The sequence below is a fragment of the Hyphomonas sp. J20-32 genome (assembly GCF_055808555.1).
In genome coordinates this window covers 2,542,040-2,561,572 of sequence record NZ_CM147873.1, presented here as the reverse complement: position 1 = coordinate 2,561,572, position 19,533 = coordinate 2,542,040, and the positions used below count along the sequence as shown (strand labels likewise).

Annotated in this window: 18 protein-coding genes and 1 tRNA gene; 14 read left to right on the top strand and 5 right to left on the bottom strand. The window is 55.8% G+C overall.

The genetic code is table 11. The features are described from left to right. Nucleotides 1-68: 68 nt before the first annotated feature. The 4 genes from AC0L7I_RS12475 to AC0L7I_RS12460 are packed head-to-tail and all read left to right on the top strand — an operon-like array spanning nucleotide 69 to nucleotide 4,558. Nucleotides 69-359 (top strand): putative quinol monooxygenase, encoded by a 291-nt coding sequence (locus tag AC0L7I_RS12475; protein WP_473396747.1) that lies wholly within the window; start codon nucleotides 69-71, stop codon nucleotides 357-359. 14 nt (nucleotides 360-373) lie between these two features. Then, on the top strand, nucleotides 374-1,597 hold the full coding sequence (locus AC0L7I_RS12470) for an acyl-CoA dehydrogenase family protein (RefSeq protein ID WP_473396746.1): 1,224 nt from the start codon (nucleotides 374-376) through the stop codon (nucleotides 1,595-1,597). Between the two features lie 26 nt (nucleotides 1,598-1,623). Further along, nucleotides 1,624-3,081: an MFS transporter gene (locus tag AC0L7I_RS12465; RefSeq protein WP_473396745.1), complete on the top strand. Its 1,458-nt coding sequence runs from the start codon at nucleotides 1,624-1,626 to the stop codon at nucleotides 3,079-3,081. 55 nt (nucleotides 3,082-3,136) lie between these two features. Further along, entirely contained in the window at nucleotides 3,137-4,558 is a 1,422-nt protein-coding gene (locus AC0L7I_RS12460) for a Do family serine endopeptidase (protein ID WP_473396744.1), read from the top strand. A 6-nt stretch (nucleotides 4,559-4,564) separates the two neighbouring features. On the opposite strand, the gene AC0L7I_RS12455 is transcribed toward AC0L7I_RS12460, so the two are convergent. Together AC0L7I_RS12455 and AC0L7I_RS12450 are read right to left on the bottom strand one after the other, a co-directional pair. Further along, nucleotides 4,565-5,818: a cytochrome P450 gene (locus AC0L7I_RS12455; protein ID WP_473396743.1), complete on the bottom strand. Its 1,254-nt coding sequence runs from the start codon at nucleotides 5,816-5,818 to the stop codon at nucleotides 4,565-4,567. Between the two features lie 72 nt (nucleotides 5,819-5,890). Further along, nucleotides 5,891-6,733, bottom strand: a complete 843-nt coding sequence (locus AC0L7I_RS12450) for a TauD/TfdA dioxygenase family protein (RefSeq protein ID WP_473396742.1) — start codon at nucleotides 6,731-6,733, stop codon at nucleotides 5,891-5,893. A gap of 57 nt (nucleotides 6,734-6,790) precedes the next feature. On the opposite strand from AC0L7I_RS12450, the gene AC0L7I_RS12445 reads away from it, so the two are divergent. Then, nucleotides 6,791-8,104, top strand: coding sequence for a replication-associated recombination protein A (locus AC0L7I_RS12445; protein ID WP_473396741.1), 1,314 nt, complete (start codon nucleotides 6,791-6,793; stop codon nucleotides 8,102-8,104). Beyond that, nucleotides 8,101-8,841, top strand: a complete 741-nt coding sequence (locus AC0L7I_RS12440) for an RluA family pseudouridine synthase (RefSeq protein ID WP_473396740.1) — start codon at nucleotides 8,101-8,103, stop codon at nucleotides 8,839-8,841. Before AC0L7I_RS12445 ends, AC0L7I_RS12440 begins: the two co-directional genes overlap by 4 nt. Before the next feature lie 135 nt (nucleotides 8,842-8,976). On the opposite strand, the gene sppA is transcribed toward AC0L7I_RS12440, so the two are convergent. Beyond that, nucleotides 8,977-10,749, bottom strand: a complete 1,773-nt coding sequence (gene sppA / locus AC0L7I_RS12435) for a signal peptide peptidase SppA (RefSeq protein ID WP_473396739.1) — start codon at nucleotides 10,747-10,749, stop codon at nucleotides 8,977-8,979. A gap of 198 nt (nucleotides 10,750-10,947) precedes the next feature. On the opposite strand from sppA, the gene AC0L7I_RS12430 reads away from it, so the two are divergent. The 8 genes from AC0L7I_RS12430 (at nucleotide 10,948) to AC0L7I_RS12395 (ending at nucleotide 17,519) form a co-directional block, all read left to right on the top strand. Continuing rightward, a tRNA-Gln gene (locus AC0L7I_RS12430) sits at nucleotides 10,948-11,022 on the top strand. A 376-nt stretch (nucleotides 11,023-11,398) separates the two neighbouring features. Next, nucleotides 11,399-12,166, top strand: a complete 768-nt coding sequence (locus AC0L7I_RS12425) for a DUF3450 domain-containing protein (protein ID WP_473396738.1) — start codon at nucleotides 11,399-11,401, stop codon at nucleotides 12,164-12,166. 240 nt (nucleotides 12,167-12,406) lie between these two features. Then, a complete protein-coding gene (locus tag AC0L7I_RS12420) occupies nucleotides 12,407-13,600 on the top strand; it encodes a MotA/TolQ/ExbB proton channel family protein (RefSeq protein WP_473396737.1) in 1,194 nt (397 codons plus the stop codon). 39 nt (nucleotides 13,601-13,639) lie between these two features. Further along, a complete protein-coding gene (locus tag AC0L7I_RS12415; protein WP_340692101.1) occupies nucleotides 13,640-14,149 on the top strand; it encodes a MotA/TolQ/ExbB proton channel family protein in 510 nt (169 codons plus the stop codon). Continuing rightward, a complete protein-coding gene (locus AC0L7I_RS12410; protein ID WP_473396736.1) occupies nucleotides 14,149-14,565 on the top strand; it encodes an ExbD/TolR family protein in 417 nt (138 codons plus the stop codon). Before AC0L7I_RS12415 ends, AC0L7I_RS12410 begins: the two co-directional genes overlap by 1 nt. A 13-nt stretch (nucleotides 14,566-14,578) precedes the next feature. Next, complete coding sequence (locus AC0L7I_RS12405) at nucleotides 14,579-14,998, top strand: ExbD/TolR family protein (protein WP_473396735.1); 420 nt, start codon at nucleotides 14,579-14,581, stop codon at nucleotides 14,996-14,998. Nucleotides 14,999-15,009: 11 nt separating this feature from the next. Further along, complete coding sequence (locus AC0L7I_RS12400; RefSeq protein ID WP_473396734.1) at nucleotides 15,010-15,633, top strand: energy transducer TonB; 624 nt, start codon at nucleotides 15,010-15,012, stop codon at nucleotides 15,631-15,633. A 485-nt stretch (nucleotides 15,634-16,118) separates the two neighbouring features. After that, nucleotides 16,119-17,519 (top strand): tetratricopeptide repeat protein, encoded by a 1,401-nt coding sequence (locus AC0L7I_RS12395; RefSeq protein WP_473396733.1) that lies wholly within the window; start codon nucleotides 16,119-16,121, stop codon nucleotides 17,517-17,519. A 185-nt stretch (nucleotides 17,520-17,704) separates the two neighbouring features. Here AC0L7I_RS12395 and AC0L7I_RS12390 read toward each other — a convergent pair whose 3' ends face one another. Together AC0L7I_RS12390 and AC0L7I_RS12385 are read right to left on the bottom strand one after the other, a co-directional pair. Beyond that, a complete protein-coding gene (locus AC0L7I_RS12390; RefSeq protein ID WP_473396732.1) occupies nucleotides 17,705-18,232 on the bottom strand; it encodes a bactofilin family protein in 528 nt (175 codons plus the stop codon). Next, on the bottom strand, nucleotides 18,222-19,439 hold the full coding sequence (locus AC0L7I_RS12385; protein WP_473396731.1) for a M23 family metallopeptidase: 1,218 nt from the start codon (nucleotides 19,437-19,439) through the stop codon (nucleotides 18,222-18,224). The genes AC0L7I_RS12390 and AC0L7I_RS12385 overlap by 11 nt, the downstream gene beginning before the upstream one ends. Nucleotides 19,440-19,533: the final 94 nt, after the last annotated feature.

Below are 19,533 nucleotides of genomic sequence, written 5' to 3'. Positions count from 1 at the left end.
TCAAGCTTGCCCAGAATCGCTAAGCTCATAGTGTGGTGAAAACAATTTGAACAAAAGGGAGATATTCAATGATTGGTGTCGTGGCAAAACTCAAGATCCAGGATGGTAAACAGGCTGATTTCGAACAGGCCGGTAAAGATCTGATGGCTAAGGTCAAAGCCAACGAACCAGGTTGCCTGACGTACCAGCTTTACAAGGAAAAGGGTTCGGACACCGATTATATCTTCATGGAACAGTATGCGACTTCTGATGACCTGAAGGCGCATGGTCAGACCGAATACTTCAAGGCGGCTGGGCCGAAGCTCGGAGCCTGCCTCGCAGGTGCCCCGCAGGTGCAGTATTTCGATATCGTCGAATAGACGGACGCTGAAAGATGGATTTGTCATTCACGGCTGAAGACGCCGCGTTCCAACGTGAGGTGCGTGCATGGATTGCGAACGCCTATTCGCCTGATCTTCGCGCCAAGATGGCCATGTCGAAGAATGGATATCTCGACAAGGAAGGCCAGGTTGCGTGGCAAAGGAAGCTGAACGAAAAAGGTTGGGCTGCGCCTAACTGGCCCGAGGAACATGGCGGCCCGGGCCTGAGTCCGTCAGAGCGCTATATCCTGAATATGGAACTGTCAGCGGCCGGTACTCCGACCGTCAGTCCAATGGGATTTTCGATGGTCGCGCCAGTTATCATGGCGTTTGGCTCCGAAGCGCAGAAAAAGAAACACCTGCCGCCAATTCTCGCGTCAGAGGTCTGGTGGTGCCAAGGCTATTCCGAGCCGGGCTCGGGATCCGACCTCGCATCGCTCCAGATGAGCGCTGTGCGCGACGGAGACGACTACGTTCTGAACGGTTCCAAGATTTGGACGACGCACGCGCAGTGGGCCGACTGGATATTCTGCCTCGTGCGGACGAAAAAGGGAGTCAAAGCCCAAGAGGGGATCAGCTTCATCATCTTCCCGATGACGCTGCCCGGGATTTTCGTGTCTGCGTTGCCGACGCTCGACATGCCGGTCGAAGGACAGCAGGAGGTCAACCAGGTCTTCTTCGAAAACGTCCGGGTCCCAGTGGAGGGGTCGCTGGTCGGCAAGGAGAATGAGGGCTGGACCTATGCGAAATACCTGCTCCAGTTCGAACGTGGCAATTCCTATGCGCCAGGATTGCGCAACATGCTGAAGAAGGCGAAGAAGATTGCAAGCGCGGAGCAGGCCGGCGGCGAGGCGTTGATCCGTGATGCAGACTTTGCCCGTAAAATTGCCGCGCTGGAGATGAAGATTGATAGTCTGGATGCGACGGAGCAGAGGATATTTTCCTCGCTGTCTGCCGGGCAGGCGGTCGGACCCGAAAGCTCGATGCTGAAATGCCAAGGCTCAGAGACGCAACAGGAAATTACCGAGCTGCTTGTCGAGGCTGTCGGTGCCTATGGTGCGCCTTTCGTGCAAGACAGTCTCGCCATCGCACGACAGGGGGCGAATGCCGACCTGCCGATGCCTGACTATGCCGTGCCGGTTACACCGAGCTACTTCAACTACCGAAAAACGTCGATTTATGCGGGTTCCAACGAGATCCAGCGCAACATCATGGCGAAGATGGTGCTTGGCCTGTAACTGAAGAAACCCAGAGAGGGTACGGGATGGCGACAGGATCTCAGGGCAAGCCCAGCATTTTGACGCGCCTCGCGTTTGGTGTCGGCGGCATCGCCGACGGCGTCAAGAATAACGGCTTCGACTATTTCCTGCTGTTCTTCTACAGTCAGGTTCTGGGCGTGCCGGCTGCACATGTCGCAACTGCACTCTTCATTGCCTTGATCGTTGACGCCGTGTCCGACCCTGTCGTTGGGTATTGGTCTGATAATTTCCGGTCGCGCCTGGGGCGACGGCACCCGTTCATGTACGCCGCGATGTTGCCCGTTGCGATAGCCTATTATTTCGCTTGGAATCCACCGGCGGGCTTGACGGGGAGCGAGCTGTTTCCGTGGCTTGTCGCGCTCACGATTTCTGTGCGGCTTCTCTTCACGATCTATGAGGTACCGCAAAACGCTTTGGCGGCGGAGCTGACCAGCGACTACGACGCGCGCACGTCGCTGATGTCATACCGCTACTTTTTCGGTTGGGTTGGCGGGTTGAGCATACAGATAGCGCTTCTTGCTTTGCTCTTGCGGCCGACCGCGGCTGACCCTTCAGGCTTTTTCAACACGGAAGGGTGGCACACTTATGGACTGTGGGCGTCCGTGGTCATCTTCCTTGCCGTGCTCGCCACAACAGCGGGTACGCACAGTCATATACCGCACCTGAAATCGCCCCCGCCGCAGCGCAAACTGACTCTCGGCACGATCTTCAAAGAGATACTCGAAACAGTGTCCAATCCCTCGTTCAGGGCGCTATTCCTGGCAACCCTTTTCGGTTTGCTGGCATCCGGCATTTCGGCTTCGCTCAACCAGTACATAAACGGACTGTTCTGGGGCTTCACAACTGACCAGACAGCCCTCCTGACTGTGGCCGTCTATGTCTCTGCTGTGATCGCCCTGATCGTTGCGCCGATCATCGGCAAGACGCTCGGCAAGAAACGCGGTGCGATCATCATCGGCATCCTTGCCTTTTCCATTGCGCCGGCCCCCGTTTTGGCGCGAGTGCTGGGTCTTATGCCGCCGAATGGAACTGACTTGCTGTTCAATATTGTCATCTCGATCACGGTCTTCGATTTGGCGTTAATTATCGTGACGCAGATGCTGATGGGATCAATGATCGCCGATATCGTAGAGGATAGTGAATTGGCGACGGGGCGGCGGTCGGAAGGTATTTTCTTCGCTGGCATCAGTTTCATTCGGAAACTCGCCCAAGGGTCGGGAGTGATGCTGGCGGCTATCGTTCTCTCGATGGCGTCCATCACGCCGGGAATGCGGCCGGGCATGGTACCAGAATCGCAACTCCAGTTGCTTGGCATAGGCTATGCGGCTTCGTTGCTGACGATCTGGATGCTCATGATACTTTGCGTTTCATTCTACAAGATCAGCCGGGAAGGACATGAGGCCAATCTCCGGGCGCTTGCGGAGCGGGCATTGCAGAATGGCTCCGGGTCAAATTCTGACTGAATTGTCATAAACTGCTGAATTGCCACCTGTGCGATGCCGCAATAGAGCCATAGTCATGATGCACATGACGCCCATGACGAAACATATTTCGAAGCTGTTGGCTGTAGTGGGGCTTGCAGTCTTGGCGCTGCTGATCGTGGCTGTCATGCCACTCTTCGCCGACGCTCAGGAATTACCGCAAAGCCGCGCCGAGATGGATCTCTCGTTCGCGCCGCTCGTTCGGCAGACGTCGCCTTCAGTGGTCAATGTCTACACGCAGAAACGAGTCGCGTCGCGCGCATCGCCGATGGAGCAATTCTTTTCTGGCGGCGTCGCGCCACGTGAGCGCGTTCAGAATTCTCTTGGGTCAGGCGTGATCGTCGGTGCGGATGGAGTTATCGTAACTAACAATCATGTCGTAGAAGGGGCTGAGTCGTTCCGGGTTGTGCTGAGCGACCGCAGAGAGTTCCCTGCTGAGCTTGTTCTGGCTGACGAGCGTACCGATCTGGCGGTGCTGAAAATAGACACTGAAGGAGCCCGATTGCCAACATTGCCTTATGCAGACACGCGTGCTGCGGAGGTGGGAGATCTCGTCCTGGCTATCGGGAACCCGTTCGGTATCGGCCAGACTGTAACGAGTGGAATTTTGTCGGCGACTGCACGGACAGATGTGGGAATATCTGACTATGCGTTCTTTCTCCAGACCGACGCGGCGGTGAATCCCGGAAATTCAGGTGGTGCGCTAGTCAATACCAAGGGTGAATTGGTTGGCGTGAATACTGCGATCTTTTCCCGATCTGGTGGTTCCAACGGTATCGGCTTTGCCATTCCGGCAGAGATGGTCAAACGAGTTGTGAATGCGGCGATCAACGAAGGCACATTCGTGCGCCCATGGCTCGGCCTGGCGGGACAGGCTGTCAGCTATGATATTGCGAAGGCGCAAGGGCTTTCGCGCCCAATCGGCGTAATGGTGACCGAAGTTTACGAAGGTGGGCCCGCGGATCGCGCAGGCTTGCGTCGGGGGGATCTGATTACTGATATCGACGGACGCGAAGTGTTCGACGAGAAAGGGCTGAAGTTTCTGGCCGCGATCAAGAGTCCGGGCGAGACAAGTGAGCTGACGCTGCTCAGGGGAGGCAAATCGCAAACCAGGGCTGTGAAACTCGCGCCGCCGCCCGGAGCGACCGAAGCGGACGTCGTCCTGCTTGATGGCGGGACAGTTTTTTCCGGCGCACGCGTGGTGGAGTTGTCTCCCAGGCTTGCTGAAGAGAACGGCCTTGATCCGTTCCAGAAAGGATCAGGGATCTATGTCCACTCCGTGTTGCGCCGCTCCATTGCGCGCAATTATTTCCGGCCCGGCGATATCATCCGGTCAGTAAATGGCGTGTCGACGAAGTCCGTGAAGGACTTGAAGGCAGCGTTGAAGCCGGCCACTCGCAGCTGGAGTATTGAGCTTGAGCGCAATGGCCGCATGATCAAAGGCACGGTGACGCTCTAGTCCGGGCTATTTCGCGTGAACGATAACCGGGACATCTTCAAATCCGAGAACAAAGTTTGAGAGAACTCGCGTTGGCTGGCCCACCACTTCGATGTGTTCGAAGCGCGTGAGAATTTCTTCCCACAGGATACGAAGCTGCATTTCCGCGACGCGGTTTCCCATGCAACGGTGAATGCCAAAACCGAATGAAAGATGCCGCCGAGCATTCTTCCGATCAATGAGGAATTGGTCGGGATTTTCGATCGCGGTCTCGTCACGATTGCCCGACGCATACCACATCACGACTTTGTCGCCTTTGCGCATCTGCTTGCCGCGAAACTCGAAGTCTTCCTTTACCGTTCGGCGCATGTGCCCGAGTGGCGTTTGCCACCGGATAACCTCAGAAACCATGTTGGGCACGAGGTCGGGGTTCGCTTTCAGCTTCGCGTATTGCTCGGGAAATTCGTTCAACGCCACAACCCCGCCTGAAATGGAATTGCGGGTCGTATCATTCCCGCCCACGATGAGCAGCATCAGGTTGCCGAGAAGCTCCATGGGATTGTTGATCATGTCCTTCGTCTCGGGATCATGCGCAAACAGCGAAATAAAGTCGAACTTGCGTGGCTGAGCCGCGCGCTCTTTCCAGAGCGCACTGAAATAGGCGAGGCATTTGTGCAGCTCGGCTTCTCGGTGCTTCATGTCGACTTCGATCCCGACAGTTTCCGATGTCGTCGTTACGTCAGACCAATAGGGAAGGAGATGGCGGTCCTCAAACGGGAAGTCGAACAGTGTTGCCAGCATCTGGGTCGTCAGTTCCTTGGATACATGCTCCACCCAATTGAACTCTTCCCCGATCGGAAGCGCGTCAAGAATGGTGCAGACGCGTTGGCGGATGAGCGCCTCAATATCGCTCAATTGAGTCGGTGCAACGGCCGGCTGGACGGCTTTTCGCTGCACGTCGTGTATGGGCGGATCGCTTGCGATGAACATCGGCGTATCGAAGTCAGCCGGCGCGTCGCCGATTACAATGTCGCGTTTCGACGAGAAAACATGGTGATTGGAATCCACTGCAACGATGTCGTCGTATTTGGTGATCGACCAGAACGGACCGAATTGACTCTGTTTGCAGAAATGGACTGGAGCCTCCTGGCGCAATCGACGAAAATATTCACCGTGCCGATTGTGCAGGAACAGCTCTGCTCTGGAGACGTCGAGCGTCTCCAAAGGCAGTTCCCACGGATTGGGGATGTCAGGCCCCACAGTTTGGATCGTATCCGCCATTATAATCCTCCCATGTTGTTCTTTATTGTTATGGGATGAACGCTACGCTCGAATTCGCGGTCCGGAAAGGTGTCAGGCCGAACCGATTGTTGTGCGGTGCAACAGGCGGTCGAAGCCTTTGTAGCCGCCTGTTGCCATGTGCAGGAGGCTGCGATTGTCCCACATCAGCAACATGTTGGGTTGCCACTTGTGGCGATACTGGAACTGCGGCTGTGTTTGCCAGCGAAAGATTTCGGTGAGTAATTCCCAGGCCTCGGTCTGGTCCATCCCTTCAATTCCGATGATGTATCCGGCGCATCCGAAAAGTGCCTCGCGCCCCGTTTCTGGGTGCCGGGAGATGATGGGATGCAATTGTGTCGCTTCGGCGTCGTCGGAGGGGCGAATGTCCATGGATCGACCGGCCGCCTGATCCTCCGCGCCGTAAAACCCAGTCGGCGCATAGGCATTCCGTGCCGAATGAATTGCCATTTTGCCTTCGATGCGTTGGCGAAGCTGGGTCGGCATTTGCTCCAAGGCGAGATGTTGGTTGGCAAACAGGGTGTCACCGCCTTCGGGTGGAATGGTGATGCCATACAGGCAGGTGCCGGCTGGCGGCGTTTCCTGAAAGCTCCAGTCGGTGTGCCAGCTTTCGGCGAAGATTGGTGCCGTTTCACTGGCGGCGCGCTTCACGGCGATGATATGCTTGCGCCCTGCAATGGGGGCGATGAACGGATCATCCCCAAAGGGACCGAACTGGAGCGTAAACCTTTCCAGGTCGTCGTCACTGATAGCTTGATCCGGAAATGCCAGAACGTGGTGTGTCAGCCAAGTGTCTCGAATTTTAGCGACTACGTCCGATGAAGCCGGTTTTGACAAGTCCAACCCGGTAATGGACGCCCCGAACGGTTGCCCTGATGGGCTAATCTCAAGTGACATGTTTTTTTCCTCCTCAATTATCTTATCACGATGCCTATTCCCGCATAGGACTGCAGTATGTCCGATCTGTTTGCCGCCTCAAGCCTCTCCGAATCTGCGCCGCGCCCGCTGGCGGACCGTTTGCGCCCGGCCCGGCTGACCGATGTAGTCGGACAGGATCACCTGATCGGTTCCGGTGCGCCATTGCGCAGGATGCTGGAGGCGGGCCGACTTTCGTCCATTATTCTTTGGGGGCCGCCTGGCGTCGGCAAGACGACGATTGCGCGTCTCCTGGCTGCCGAGACAGATCTCGAGTTTGAGGCAATCAGCGCGATCTTCTCAGGTGTGAAAGAACTGCGGTCCGTGTTCGAAAAGGCCACAGCGCGTCGCGATGTGGGGAAAGGAACCTTGCTATTCGTCGATGAGATTCACCGGTTCAACCGAGCCCAGCAGGACGGTTTTCTGCCCTATGTCGAGAGCGGCGCAATAACACTCGTGGGGGCGACGACCGAAAATCCAAGCTTCGAGATAAACGGAGCACTATTGTCCAGATGCGCGGTCCTCACGCTGAAGCGGCTGGAGCCCGACGGTATGGCGACACTGCTCAAGCGCGCGGAGGCTCTAGAGGGGCGCCAGCTTCCTGTTGAAGAGCGGGCGCGCAACGCCTTGATCGATATGGCCGACGGCGATGGGCGGTACTTGCTGAATCTCGCTGAACAGGCCTTCATGATGGCGGACGCGACGCGCCTGTTGTCGCTGGTGGAGTTGAGTGCAGCGGTTCAGAAGCGGGCGCCCGCTTACGACAAGGACCGCGAGGAGCACTACAACCTCATTTCCGCCTTGCACAAATCGATCAGGGGTTCGGATCCCGATGCTGCGTTATATTGGTTCGCCCGGATGCTTGAGGGGGGAGAAGATCCCCTGTTCCTCGCGCGGAGACTTGTCCGGATGGCGAGCGAGGACATTGGACTTGCAGACCCAACGGCGCTGTTGATCTGCGGCGAGGCTGCCCGGACGTTCGAGAGGCTGGGAAGTCCCGAAGGCGAACTCGCCCTCGCGCACGCGGTGATCCATCTGGCGACAGCTCCGAAGTCGAATGCTGCTTATGTCGCTTATGGGGCTGCGAGGCGCGCGGCGGCTGAAACCGGCAGCCGTATGCCTCCGAAACACATTCTGAATGCACCAACTTCGATGATGAAACAGCAGGGTTACGGCTCCGGATACGAATATGACCACGATGTTGAGGGTGGCGTTTCCGGGCAATCCTATTTCCCGGACGGGATGGAAGGAGAGCAATATTATCAGCCTAATGGGCATGGTCGTGAGCGACCGATTGCTGAACGACTGAAAGAGATTGCTCAGATCCGGAATCGCAAGAGGAACCAAGCTTGACCCGGAACAAGCCCGTGCCACACATTTCTCCGGATGATGATGCATTCATCCGGTCACTGATTGTGTATGAGGACGAAGATATTATTGCATTCAACAAGCCTTCCGGCTTGCCCGTGCAAGATGGTCGGGGGATTGATCGCTCGCTGGATTCGTTGCTGCCGGCCTTCGCGCGGTCCAATGGCAAGCGCCCTCGCTTGGTGCACAGGCTCGACGCAGGAACATCCGGCATCATTATCGTGGCTAAGACACAACCGGCGGCAGGATATTTTTCGGCGGAGTTTGCTGAGCGCCGGACGAAAAAATCCTATATCGCAATCGTTGGCGGGACGATTCCCAACCAAGAGGCAGGCTCAATTACTGCGCCGCTCGTGAAAGTGCAGGAGGCGGGCAGGGCGCGGATGATTATTGCGCGTCCGGATCGTAAAGGCGCGCAGCGGGCAAGAACGGATTGGGAAAAATTGGAAGTGAGCGGGGCCCATGCCTTCATGCAGCTTGTCCCTGAAACAGGGCGCATGCATCAAATACGTATCCACTTGGCGCATCTTGGATGTCCAATTCTGGGCGATCCCATTTATGGAAACGGCAAGCAGGATGCACCACGACTAATGCTTCACGCGCTTTCGCTGGAATTCAGGCGACCATCAGGCGATGTATTGACACTATGTGCCGCAGTACCATCGGATTTTGACGGTGTGGCACGACGCCTCGGATTCAAGTCCTGTTCCGGGTTATTGTAACACTCAGGCCAGGCAATGAGTGCTTTGTTTCTAGTCAATTCTTACACTGCCGAAAAATAGTCCAAGAGTGAACCGAGTGCAGGCGCGTGAAAGCCCGCCGGTTCAATGGCGGGCTTTCGTAATTCTGTCTGCAGATCAGTGCTCGCGTATGCGAGGGCCCACGGCGAGCATCTGCCCCGAATTGACGGCATTTGCCGCAGCCATGTCCTCGATGAGTAACTGCATCCGGTCGTTGTTCGCGACCGTGCCGAGCATATAAGCCACCCGGGCAGTTTCTTCCGACACGCCAAACAAGCTTTCCAGGGCTTCAAAGCCGGTCTTTCTGCGCGGGTAATAAGTAAGGCGCGGTATGACATCAGCGTCGATGCCGCCCAATTCCTTGGCTTTCTCTAAAGCGTCCATAAAGCCGCCAATCTCGTCAACCAACCCTTTGTCGATCGCGTCTTCACCGCTCCAGACGCGGCCGCGAGCGACGGCATGGACTTCGTCGTAGGTCATTCCGCGCCCCTCACCAACGATACCGAGAAACCGATCGTACCCACGTTTCAGCCAAGCCTTAACTTCAGCTTCCTGACCTTGCGTGAATTTATCGGCGCCATATGCATCTGCGAAATCACCGCCCACGCTGACAGTGTCGAAGGTTACGCCGATCTTGTTGAAGGCGCCTTCCAAGGCAAATTTACCGCCAAAGATGCCGATAGATCCTGTAATGGTGGAGCGATCCGCCATGATAAAGTCAGCGCCGGCCGAAACATAATAACCACCTGACGCGGCCACGGATCCCATAGACACAACCACCGGCTTGCCATTTTCCTGTACGCGTTGGATGGCACGCCATATTTGGTCCGATGCCGTGGGAGACCCGCCAGGGCTGTCGACGCGGAACACAATCGCTTTCACCTTTTCATTGTCACCTGCATCAAGAATGGCGCGGGCGATCGCGTCGGATGCGAATCCGGGCGGGCTCGAAAATGGCGATCCGCTTTCAGACCCACCTGTCACGATTGGGCCTTCACCGCCGACGACAGCGATAAGTGGCGCCTTAAAATTGATCGAGGGTGGAGTATAGAATGCAAGTTCGATGATTTCGGAATTTTTGCCCGCGCGCTCTTTGGATGCCTCTTCTGCCTCTTCCGGCCAACCGAGCTTGTCCATGATCTTGAGGTCGACAGCTTCCTGAGCTGTTTTCGGGCCACTTTCGAGCGCAGACCTGACTGATTCGACCGAAAGCCCGCGGTCCTCCGCGATATCACTCAGCGAAACCTTCCAGATTGATTCGGCCAGGGCAGTCATCGCTTCGCGATGAGGTTCAGTATAGGCTGCTTCGTTATAGCTATTGGGTGCGTTTTTATATTCGTAGAACGGGTAGATTTCAGATTCGACGTCAATTTTGTCGAATAGGCCTTTGAGAAATTCCGTTTCGAACGTCACGCCCGTCGCGAATAAATCGGTTCCAGGCTGAATCCAAATCTCGTCTGCCGCCGTCAGCGAACGCAGCGCGGAGGGCCCGCTCATGCCGTAGGTGCCTTGAGTGTGCGCGATGATGAATTTTCCCGAGTCGCGAAAGCTATGGAACGCCTTGCGTAATTCTTCTGCGCGCGCGCTGCCCACGCCTATCATGGCGCCGCGTACATATACGCCTTTGACCGAATGGTCTGATTCTGCTGCCTTTAGTTTGGTCAAAAGGTCGATGAAACCGGGTGTCTGCGAAAATGCCGCCAATCCTCCGACGGGGCTCTGGTCTGAGAATTCCATGTTCAGATCGAGGCTTAGAACAACATTGTCCGGAGTAGGGGGAGCAGAACTGGTTGCGCCGGCAATGAGGATGAAAACAAACGCGACCATGAGCAGGATAAAGGCGAGCATCGCGGTGAACGCGCCTGCCATGGATAAAAAGAACGTTTTCATGAGTGCGCAAACTCCGTGCGATGCGATAGTGGACGTTGAAGATGAACTTTGCCGATAATCGATAAGAAAGTAAAGGGCTGCGAGCATGCGGCGTCGAAATTGTCGGGTTGTTGCCAGATAGATCAGCCGCCGTGACTGAAACAATGTCATCGGGTGTTGCCAGAGTCTGCAAGAGTGGCTATCTCGCCTGCTTCGCGTTGGGGTGTCGCCAAGCGGTAAGGCACCGGTTTTTGGTACCGGCATTCCCAGGTTCGAATCCTGGCACCCCAGCCACCATTTTTTGGTGCACGCGATAGAACAATCGACATCGTTACTGTATTGCAAGTGTTGCGTTCAAATGCGGCGCAGATATTTTCTAAACTAATCGTAAAGCCTTGTTGATCCCGCCGTTCAGGGTTGTTAGCGTCGGATTTCGCAAATAAGGGCGTTGCGGACTTGTTGCCAGAATGGCAAGGGTCAAAACGAGAGAGCGAGCAGCGCTCCAAAATGGGTAGGTGTCGGGCGACTTTGCCTTGCGACTTCCAAAAAACTCGGCCGGTGTGTTTTTGGCCAGGCATTGAAACCGGGACATCTTCGCTAGCAGGATGCCTGATTGTCGAATTTTCCGCGCAACAATGCGCGACCGTTTGGAGAGTGAGAGGCAAACCTCATGAAGAAACTTCTGTCACCAGCACGCGGCGTTATCGCCGCTGCGCTGATTGCTGGACTGGCCATCCCGGCCCAGGCTCAGTTGCGCGATGCGCTTAACACGGGCGAGCAGGCCACGCGGCGTGCTGAACAAGTCCAGGACCAAATCAACCAGCTTGATGATCAGCGCACCGACATGGTTCGTGAGTATCGCACGCTGCTCCAGCGCCGCGACGCTGCTGAGCTTTATTCAAAGCAGCAAGAACTCGTTGTGAAGAGCCAGCGCGAAGAGATTGTTTCTCTTACTGAGCAACTCGGGTCGATCGACGATATCACCGCGCAAACCGTTCCAATGCTTCTTAGCATGGTCGAAGATCTCCAGAACTTCGTTGCGGCCGACCTGCCATTCAAGCAAACCGAGCGCGAAGCCCGCCTTGAGGCGCTTGTCGGCATCATGCAGCAGCCGAACGTTACTGCAGCTGAACAGTATCGCTTGATCATGGACGCCTATCAGGCAGAGATGGAATATGGGCGGACGATCAGCACTTGGCAGGAAGAAATCGACATCGACGGTAAACCGACGACAGTTGACATGTTTCTCTACGGTCGCGTGGCGCTCGTCTACCTGACACCAAATGGCAAGGCGTCGCGATACAACCGGACGACCGGCGAGTGGGAAAAGCTGAGCGGCAAGTACGCACCTGACATCGCGAAAGCGATCCGGGTCGCTCAAGGCAAGGCGCAACAGGATGTCCTGTTTGCTCCTGTTCAGAAATTCTCGGTCGAATAGTCGACGCGATCCAGGGAAATAGAGGTATAGAAAATGTTCAAGTTTAAATCCTCGCTGAAGGCTCTGGGCGCGGCAACGCTGCTCGGTCTCAGCTCAGTAACACTCGCGGCTCCGGCTGATGCGCAGGCGACTTTGAAGTCGGTTCTGGACAGCATCCGCAAGGATTCGAATGAAATGTCGGCCGCTGACCAGGCCCGCCTTCGCGAGTTCCAGCAAGACAAGAATGCCCAGGAAGCCAAGATGACCCAGGCGCGCAATGCGCTCGGTGCTGTCGAAGCGCGTGGCCGTGCTCTCGGCGCCGAATTTGATGCCAATGAGGCTGAACTCGGTGCACTTGAGGCTCAAGTCTCCGAGCAGGCCGGAGACTTCCAGGAGCTGCTTGGTCAGTTCCGGACTGCAGCTGGCGAAACAATGCCGGAAATTGCGAACTCTTTCGCGAATTTTGACTATGCAGAGCGGGTTGAAGGTATTGCCGAGATTGCCGAAGCGCGTACGCTTCCAACTCGCACGCAACTTGAGCGCCTGCCTAAAGCGATGCTTCAGGAAATGCTGGCTCAATCCGAAGTCAAAACATTCACAGCTGTTGTTGATGGCATTGGTCCGGACGGATCGAATGCCGAGGCAGAGCTTATCCGGGTGGGTGTGTTCACTGCTGCAACGACCAACGGCAAGAAGTTCGTTGAAGTCAAAAAGCAGTCGGGTGGCGACACTTTCCTGCAGGCGTTCAAGCAGCAACCCGCTGGTGCTTTTAGCTCGTCGATGGGTTCGCTGATCAACGCAGGCCCTGACCAACTGGTTCGTGCGCCGGTTGATCCTTCCAAGGGTAACCTGTTCGGCATCCTCGGCGATCTTCCAAAGTTTGGCGATCGCTTGAAGCAAGGTGGACCTGTTGGTGCCGTGATCGCAACACTTGCTGCGATTGGTATTCTGATCGGTTTCTACAAAATCTTCACGCTCTTCACGATGGGCGGTGCAATGCGCCGTACAGCGAAGACCCGTCAGGCAGGTACAGGAAACCCGCTGGCTCGCGTGTTTGAAGCCTACGAAACCAATCGTAACGCTGATATCGAGACGCTTGAACTCAAGCTCGACGAACAGATCCTCCGTGAATCTCCGCGCATCGAACGCTTCAACGACATCATCAAGGTGTTTGCTGCTGTCGCTCCGCTGCTCGGCCTTCTCGGTACCGTTATCGGTATGATCATTACCTTCACCACGATCACAATTTACGGTGCAGGCGATCCGAAGCTGATGGCTGGTGGTATCTCGGTCGCTCTGATGACGACGGTGTTTGGCCTCGTGGCCGCCATTCCGCTCTTGCTGATCCACGCTGTCGCGTCTTCGATGGCCCGTGGCAATCAGCAAATCCTTGACGAGCAGGCCGCTGGCCTGGTTGCCGAGAAAGCGGAATCCCTGCGCGGGGCGATGGCGTAAGCCATCCCCCTCGTTTCACTCGAGGAGGAGGAACCCGATATGGGTTTTGCAGATTTACAAGCTTTCCTCGATCGTGGCGGTCCCGTGTTGATTGTCATTATGGCAGCAACATTCTTCATGTGGGCATTGATCCTGGAACGACTGTTCTATTTCAGGTTCGCTCACAAGCAGGTGGCCGCAGAAGCGATCGCGGAGTGGCGTTCGCGCTCCGATCGGAAGTCAACGTTCGCCCATTGGGTGAAAGACAAGCTGGTGTCTGAGGTTCGCGCGAAAGCCGAACAGAACGTCCAGTTGACAAAGGCCATGGTGGCGCTCGCGCCGCTGCTTGGTCTGCTCGGAACGGTGACGGGGATGGTGGCGGTTTTTGACGTCATGGCCATCACCAACGGTGCAGATGCAAAGGCAATGTCTGCCGGCGTGTCGCGCGCTACAATTCCAACAATGGCCGGCATGGTCGCTTCTCTCTCTGGGATATTGTTCACGTCCGGTATGGACCGTCGTGTGAACCGCTCTGTTCAGTGGGTCGAAGACGAGATGGAGATCGGCTGATGCGCGGACGCAAGGTAAGAAATCCCGACGAGGCTAATGTCGACCTCACGCCGATGTTGGACGTCGTGTTCATTCTGCTCATCTTCTTTATTGTGACGGCAACATTTGCCCAGGAGGAGGCATTGGGGCTTGAGCCCCCGCCACCTCCGGCGCCGGAGCAGGACATACAAGAGCAGGTGCCAGCCATTCTGATACTCGTTGATGCGACCAATCTCATCTCGGTGAATGGTCGGGCAACGGATATAGGTTCAGTGCGAGCTAACATCGAACGAGTCCGGGCAGAAAATCCGGAGAGCGCGGTGGTTATCCAGGCACATCCAAAGGCGAAGAGCGGTGTCATCGTGCTCATCCGCGATGCAGCTTACAATGCAGGCTATTTGGACCGGGTGAACCTTGTCCTTACGGCCGTAGAATAGAGGAGCGACAAGCATGGCACGCAGAAAACGCCAATCCGTCGCCGGTGGGGGTGGAGCAGAAGACGATGTCAACCTGACGCCCATGCTGGACGTTGTGTTCATCCTTCTCATCTTCTTCATTGTGACAGCACAGTTTATCAAGGAGCCGGGCGTCCCGATTGTTCGTCCGGAAGTCGATAACAAGGCACAGGTGAAGCCACTCGCAATTCTGATCGCGATCGATGAGAACAGCGAAATCTATATCGACAAAAAGAAGATCGACCCTGCCGAAATCGGGTTCACGTTCAAGCAATTGCGTGAAGACAATCCGAAGGGCGAAGTTGTTGTTCAGGCGGATGTGGATTCCGAGGCCGAAGTTTTGGTCGACGTCATGGAGACGATCAACAAGATCGATGGCGCGACAGTTATCAATATTTCGGCCAAGAGAGAGTAGGAGACCAAGACATGTTCAACAGTCCTTTTCTCAGACTGGTAGTGGCACTCGTGATTGCGGTTCCGATCGTTTATTCCTTGTTCATTCTGATGAGTTCGCTGATCAACGTCACGGAGATCAAGGTTGACAAGGGTGAGCAACGGGTGCTGTCGGCAATCACGCCCCAGCAGCAGGACAGCGAAGTGCGTACGCGTCAGCGGTCTAAGCCGAAACGCTTAGACTCGGCGGCGAAGCCACCACCACCGCCCAAGGTGTCTGCAACCAAATCGCAGATCAACCTGCCAACCCCGCGGATCGCAGGCGCTGCACCGACGGAACTGAATCTTGGCCGGATGCAATCGCTGGCGATCGATCCGGTCGCGATTTCCGATCGGGATGCTCAGCCGATCCGCCCGCCTACGCCATCGTTCCCTCAGCGTGCGGCTGAGCGGGGAATAGAGGGATCATGTGATGTTCGCTTTGACGTGGACACACGCGGGCGCCCCTACAACGTCCAGGCAACTTGCACGAACGACATGTTCACACGGGAAGCAGAGCGGGCAGTGTCTCGCGTGGAGTTTGCCCCGAAGATCATTCGTGGCAAGGCGGCAGAGCGCAAGAACGTGGTCTACCCACTTGAATTCAAGCTCCAGTAGGCTGGAGTTTGGGCGACGTTCGATCAAAATACAGAGCGCCCCAGCGATGGGGCGCTCTTTTTATGAAGGCCTGCATGGGATTGGAACCGATAGTCAGAGTGACTTGAGTTGCCGCCTCCAAAATGATACAATGTAACAACCTGTTCATTTGGAGATATGGTGATTTGAGCAAAGAAGGTTGGCCAGGTCTTTCGCCGGCGCCTGATTGCGGGTCGAAAAAGTTGGCAGAAATACGCCGAATGGAATTGAACACGTCAGGCTTGTCATAGATCTGTCGTGTAGGGAACTGAAGTGATTTAAGTGCCGATTGGCATTGACGAAACCGGGCGTAGCGACCCATACATACGTGGCAAGCGTTACACCAAATAATGAGCAGAAATGCGCTGCGGAAAAGCTTGAAGTAGCGCGTAGAAGTTCTTGATCCCGCCCAACAATTCCGGTTGATTGGGCCAAACCCCGCGGACTGCGCGGAGAGGAGAGGAAACATGGGAATTAGAGCAACTCTCAAGGGTGCCGTGATCGTAGGCCTTATGGCAACGATGGGTGCAGGTACTGCTTTGGCTCAGGCTTGTACGGACACTGAGTTCACGTCGAAAACGGGGCAAACCTATCTCGAAGCCGAGCAGGCCGCGATGGTGAAAAAGGATTTTGCAACAGCAATTTCCAAACTGAATTCGCTGCGAACGCAGCCGCTGAACTGTTACGAAGAAGGCGCAGTGATCAAGCTTTCGGCATACATCAAGATCGAGAACGGAGATCGAAAGGGCGCGGTGCAGGATCTGCTGACAGCGCTCAACAAAGGGTACATTCCCGAGACAGATGCCGCGCAGACGTACTACAACATCGCGCAGATCTATCTTCAGGAAGAAGACCTGGGTAAAGCGCTTGAGTACATGACCAAGTGGCAGCAGGCTGGTGGAAAGCCGGATCGAACACAGAAGTGGCAGCTGGCCGTTTTGAACCAGCGTGCCGACAAGTTCAAGGAAGCCGTCAAATGGGCTGAAGACGTTCGCCGAGAAGATGGATCGAACTTCAAGCAGGAAGTCTATGACCTCTTGTTGTTCCTTTACAATCAGACCGGCGAGAAAGCCAAAATGGCTGAGGTGCTGGAAGTTCTGGTTGAGCGCAACCCTACCGAACGGAAGTATTGGGATGCCATTGCGGGTAATTATTTTGCCGACAATGAAGAGCGCAAGGCTTTCGAAGTTCAGAAGGCAATGTATCTCGGCGGACTTCTGACGACACAAGACGAACTGATGCGGATTGTGAACTTCTACAACCGTTTCAATGCGCCGTATCACGCCGCTCGCGTTCTCGAAAAAGAAATGAACGCTGGACGCATTACCAGGAATCTTGAGCGCCTGGAGCTGCTGGCAAACCTTTACCAGGTCGCCCGCGAGCATGAGAAGGCCATTCCGGTTATCAAGCAGGCAGCCGATGCTGGCGGCGGTGGAGCTATGTATGAGCGCTTGGGTCGTTCATATGCCGACCTTCAGAAATGGAAGGAAGCGGAAGACGCACTCGCCAAGGCGATCAGCATGGGAGGCATCAAGGACCGTGGCAACGCATACGTTTTGATTGGCCAGTCGCGCTACGAGCGGAGTGACCGGGCAGGGGCTCGGGAGTCTTTCAAGGCTGCCAGCAACAGAGCCGGACAAAGCTGGATCGACTTTATGAACTCGGAAGAGAATACCAAGCGGGCGCTGGTATGTTTTGAAGTTCAGTCGGCTTGGCTCAACATTGAGAATGAAGCGAAGATCTGTAAGCGTCTCGCTGTTCTCGGCGATGAGAACCTTCCGGAAAACTGCAAAACGGTCAAAGAACGCCTGGATGCCGCAGAAGCAAAATACAATGCGACACCTGAGTGCAAAGGACAGGGGAGCTGATTGCGCTAGGAGCGCGCCACTCTTTTCGTCGTACTCTTCCTGAAAACCCCGGGCAAAGTTTTGCCCGGGTTTTTTTGTTGCGTCTTTGCAGCGCGATGATTCGCGGATCACACAGAAAAGCCGCCGACGGGCTCATCCGTCGGCGGCTTTTCAAAAGGCACTATGAAGTGGGACGTTTTCGGGTCTCAGGAAGCCGAAGGCGATATGCCGAATGATGTGGGAGCCGACGACTTGCTTGGGGAAGACGACGCCTCATTTGCGGCCGTCGGTGCAGCGCCCTTTGGACCTGAATCCTTCAGGGGATCGTCCGCATGCTTCACCTGTCCTTCGAACACAGCGTTAGACTGGATCTGCAGCGACGAATGCACGATGTCGCCCTTCACGTGAGCGCCCGATTCCAGTTCAACCTTGCGGGCGCGAATTGAACCTCGGATCTTGCCTTTTACCTTGACGACTTCGGCCTTCACTTCACCCGTGATGAAGCCTGACGCACCGATCGTGATGTCGGTCGCGCTGACGTCTCCGTCAACGACGCCGTCAATTTGCAATGCGCCCTCGGATGTGACCGAGCCATTGATCTTCATATCTGCGCAGATGATTGAAGCCGCGCGCGCGGCTGGTTTCATCGCTGCGCCGCGAATGGCGTCCTGCGCAGGCGCAGCCTTGGCCGGTTCAGGTGAACTGGTTTCTTGAGTTTTGTTTTTAGTGAACATGACGGCCTGCTTTCAAAAATTTGGCTGGATCATAAGGTTTGCCGTTGAACCAGACTTCATAATGAAGGTGGTCACCCGTACTTCTGCCGGTTGTCCCCATCTTGCCGACCAAGTCACCGATTTCGACGGTGTCTCCCTTTGATACCGTAATCCCGCTCAAGTGACCATAGCGCGACTTGAAACCGTGTCCGTGGTCGATTTCCACGAGGCGACCGTATCCTGAACTTGCGCCTGCGAAAGAAACTTTTCCAGGTCCCGCGGCAACAATAGGCGCGGCGTGATAAGCGGCCAGATCAAGGCCATTGTGCCAGCCCGGACGCTTCCGGAAAGGATCTATGCGCATGCCATAGTCGCTGGTCTGGCGGAAGGGCACGCCGACTGGCCGACCGAGAGGAAGGCTGGCGACAATTTGTTCATAATATCGCATCTCCTCAACCCGCGCACGTGTCTGGGTGAGGCGGTTGTAGAAGGTGGCTTCTTCGGGCGACAGATTTGATGTGCTGGAAGTCAGTGTCGCGATCGAGACGAGCGGGCCGCCCATCTCGGCGCCGGAAACGATCCGGTCGCTACCTACGGAGGTCAGCTGGAGGACGCCACGCGCGCGCTCGGCGCGGTCAATGGCCATGTCCTCAGCTTCGTCCAAAATGCGTTCCTGGTCATATTTGAGGTTTTTCAGGCTTACACGGGTACCACTCGTGTCGAACGATGCTGTAATAGGTTCGTAGTTTCGTGACTGGCGATTATCGGCTTCTTCGATGGATGCCTTTACCAGGAGTCCGGTGCCGTCGCCCTTTAGAGCCGAAACTTCGAGATTCTCATCGCCCTTCAACTTGTCGAAAAGCTCCTCGAGCGCCTTTTGGCGGTCCTCCCACTCGGCCGTCTCTTTCTGGAAGGCGTCTGTGCGCTCTTCAAGCAGTGAACGCGACAGGGCATCCTTTGCGCGGAGCTCCTGGACCCACCGTTCATATTTGGCAAGTTCACGATCGTCAGGATTGCCGGCAATCGTGCTCGTCGGGCCACCAAGCACGTAGCTGCCTGTCACAAAAAGCGTCCAGCCTGCCAAGGCGGCGGCGCCAGCTGCGATTATGGCCTGTTGCCAAGGCGAGACCGAAATGTACCGGACTGTGCCACCGCTGCGATGATAGATCTGGCGTTCCGGGAACGCTCGATCAAACGCCGCTTTAACGTTTGCACTCCACTTGGTCATTCACGCCACCCGTCGACTGGAAATCACACCCCATACTGCAATAACCATTGCAGCACGTTTCCCAAACCCGTGGAGGACATAAATACCCATTTCG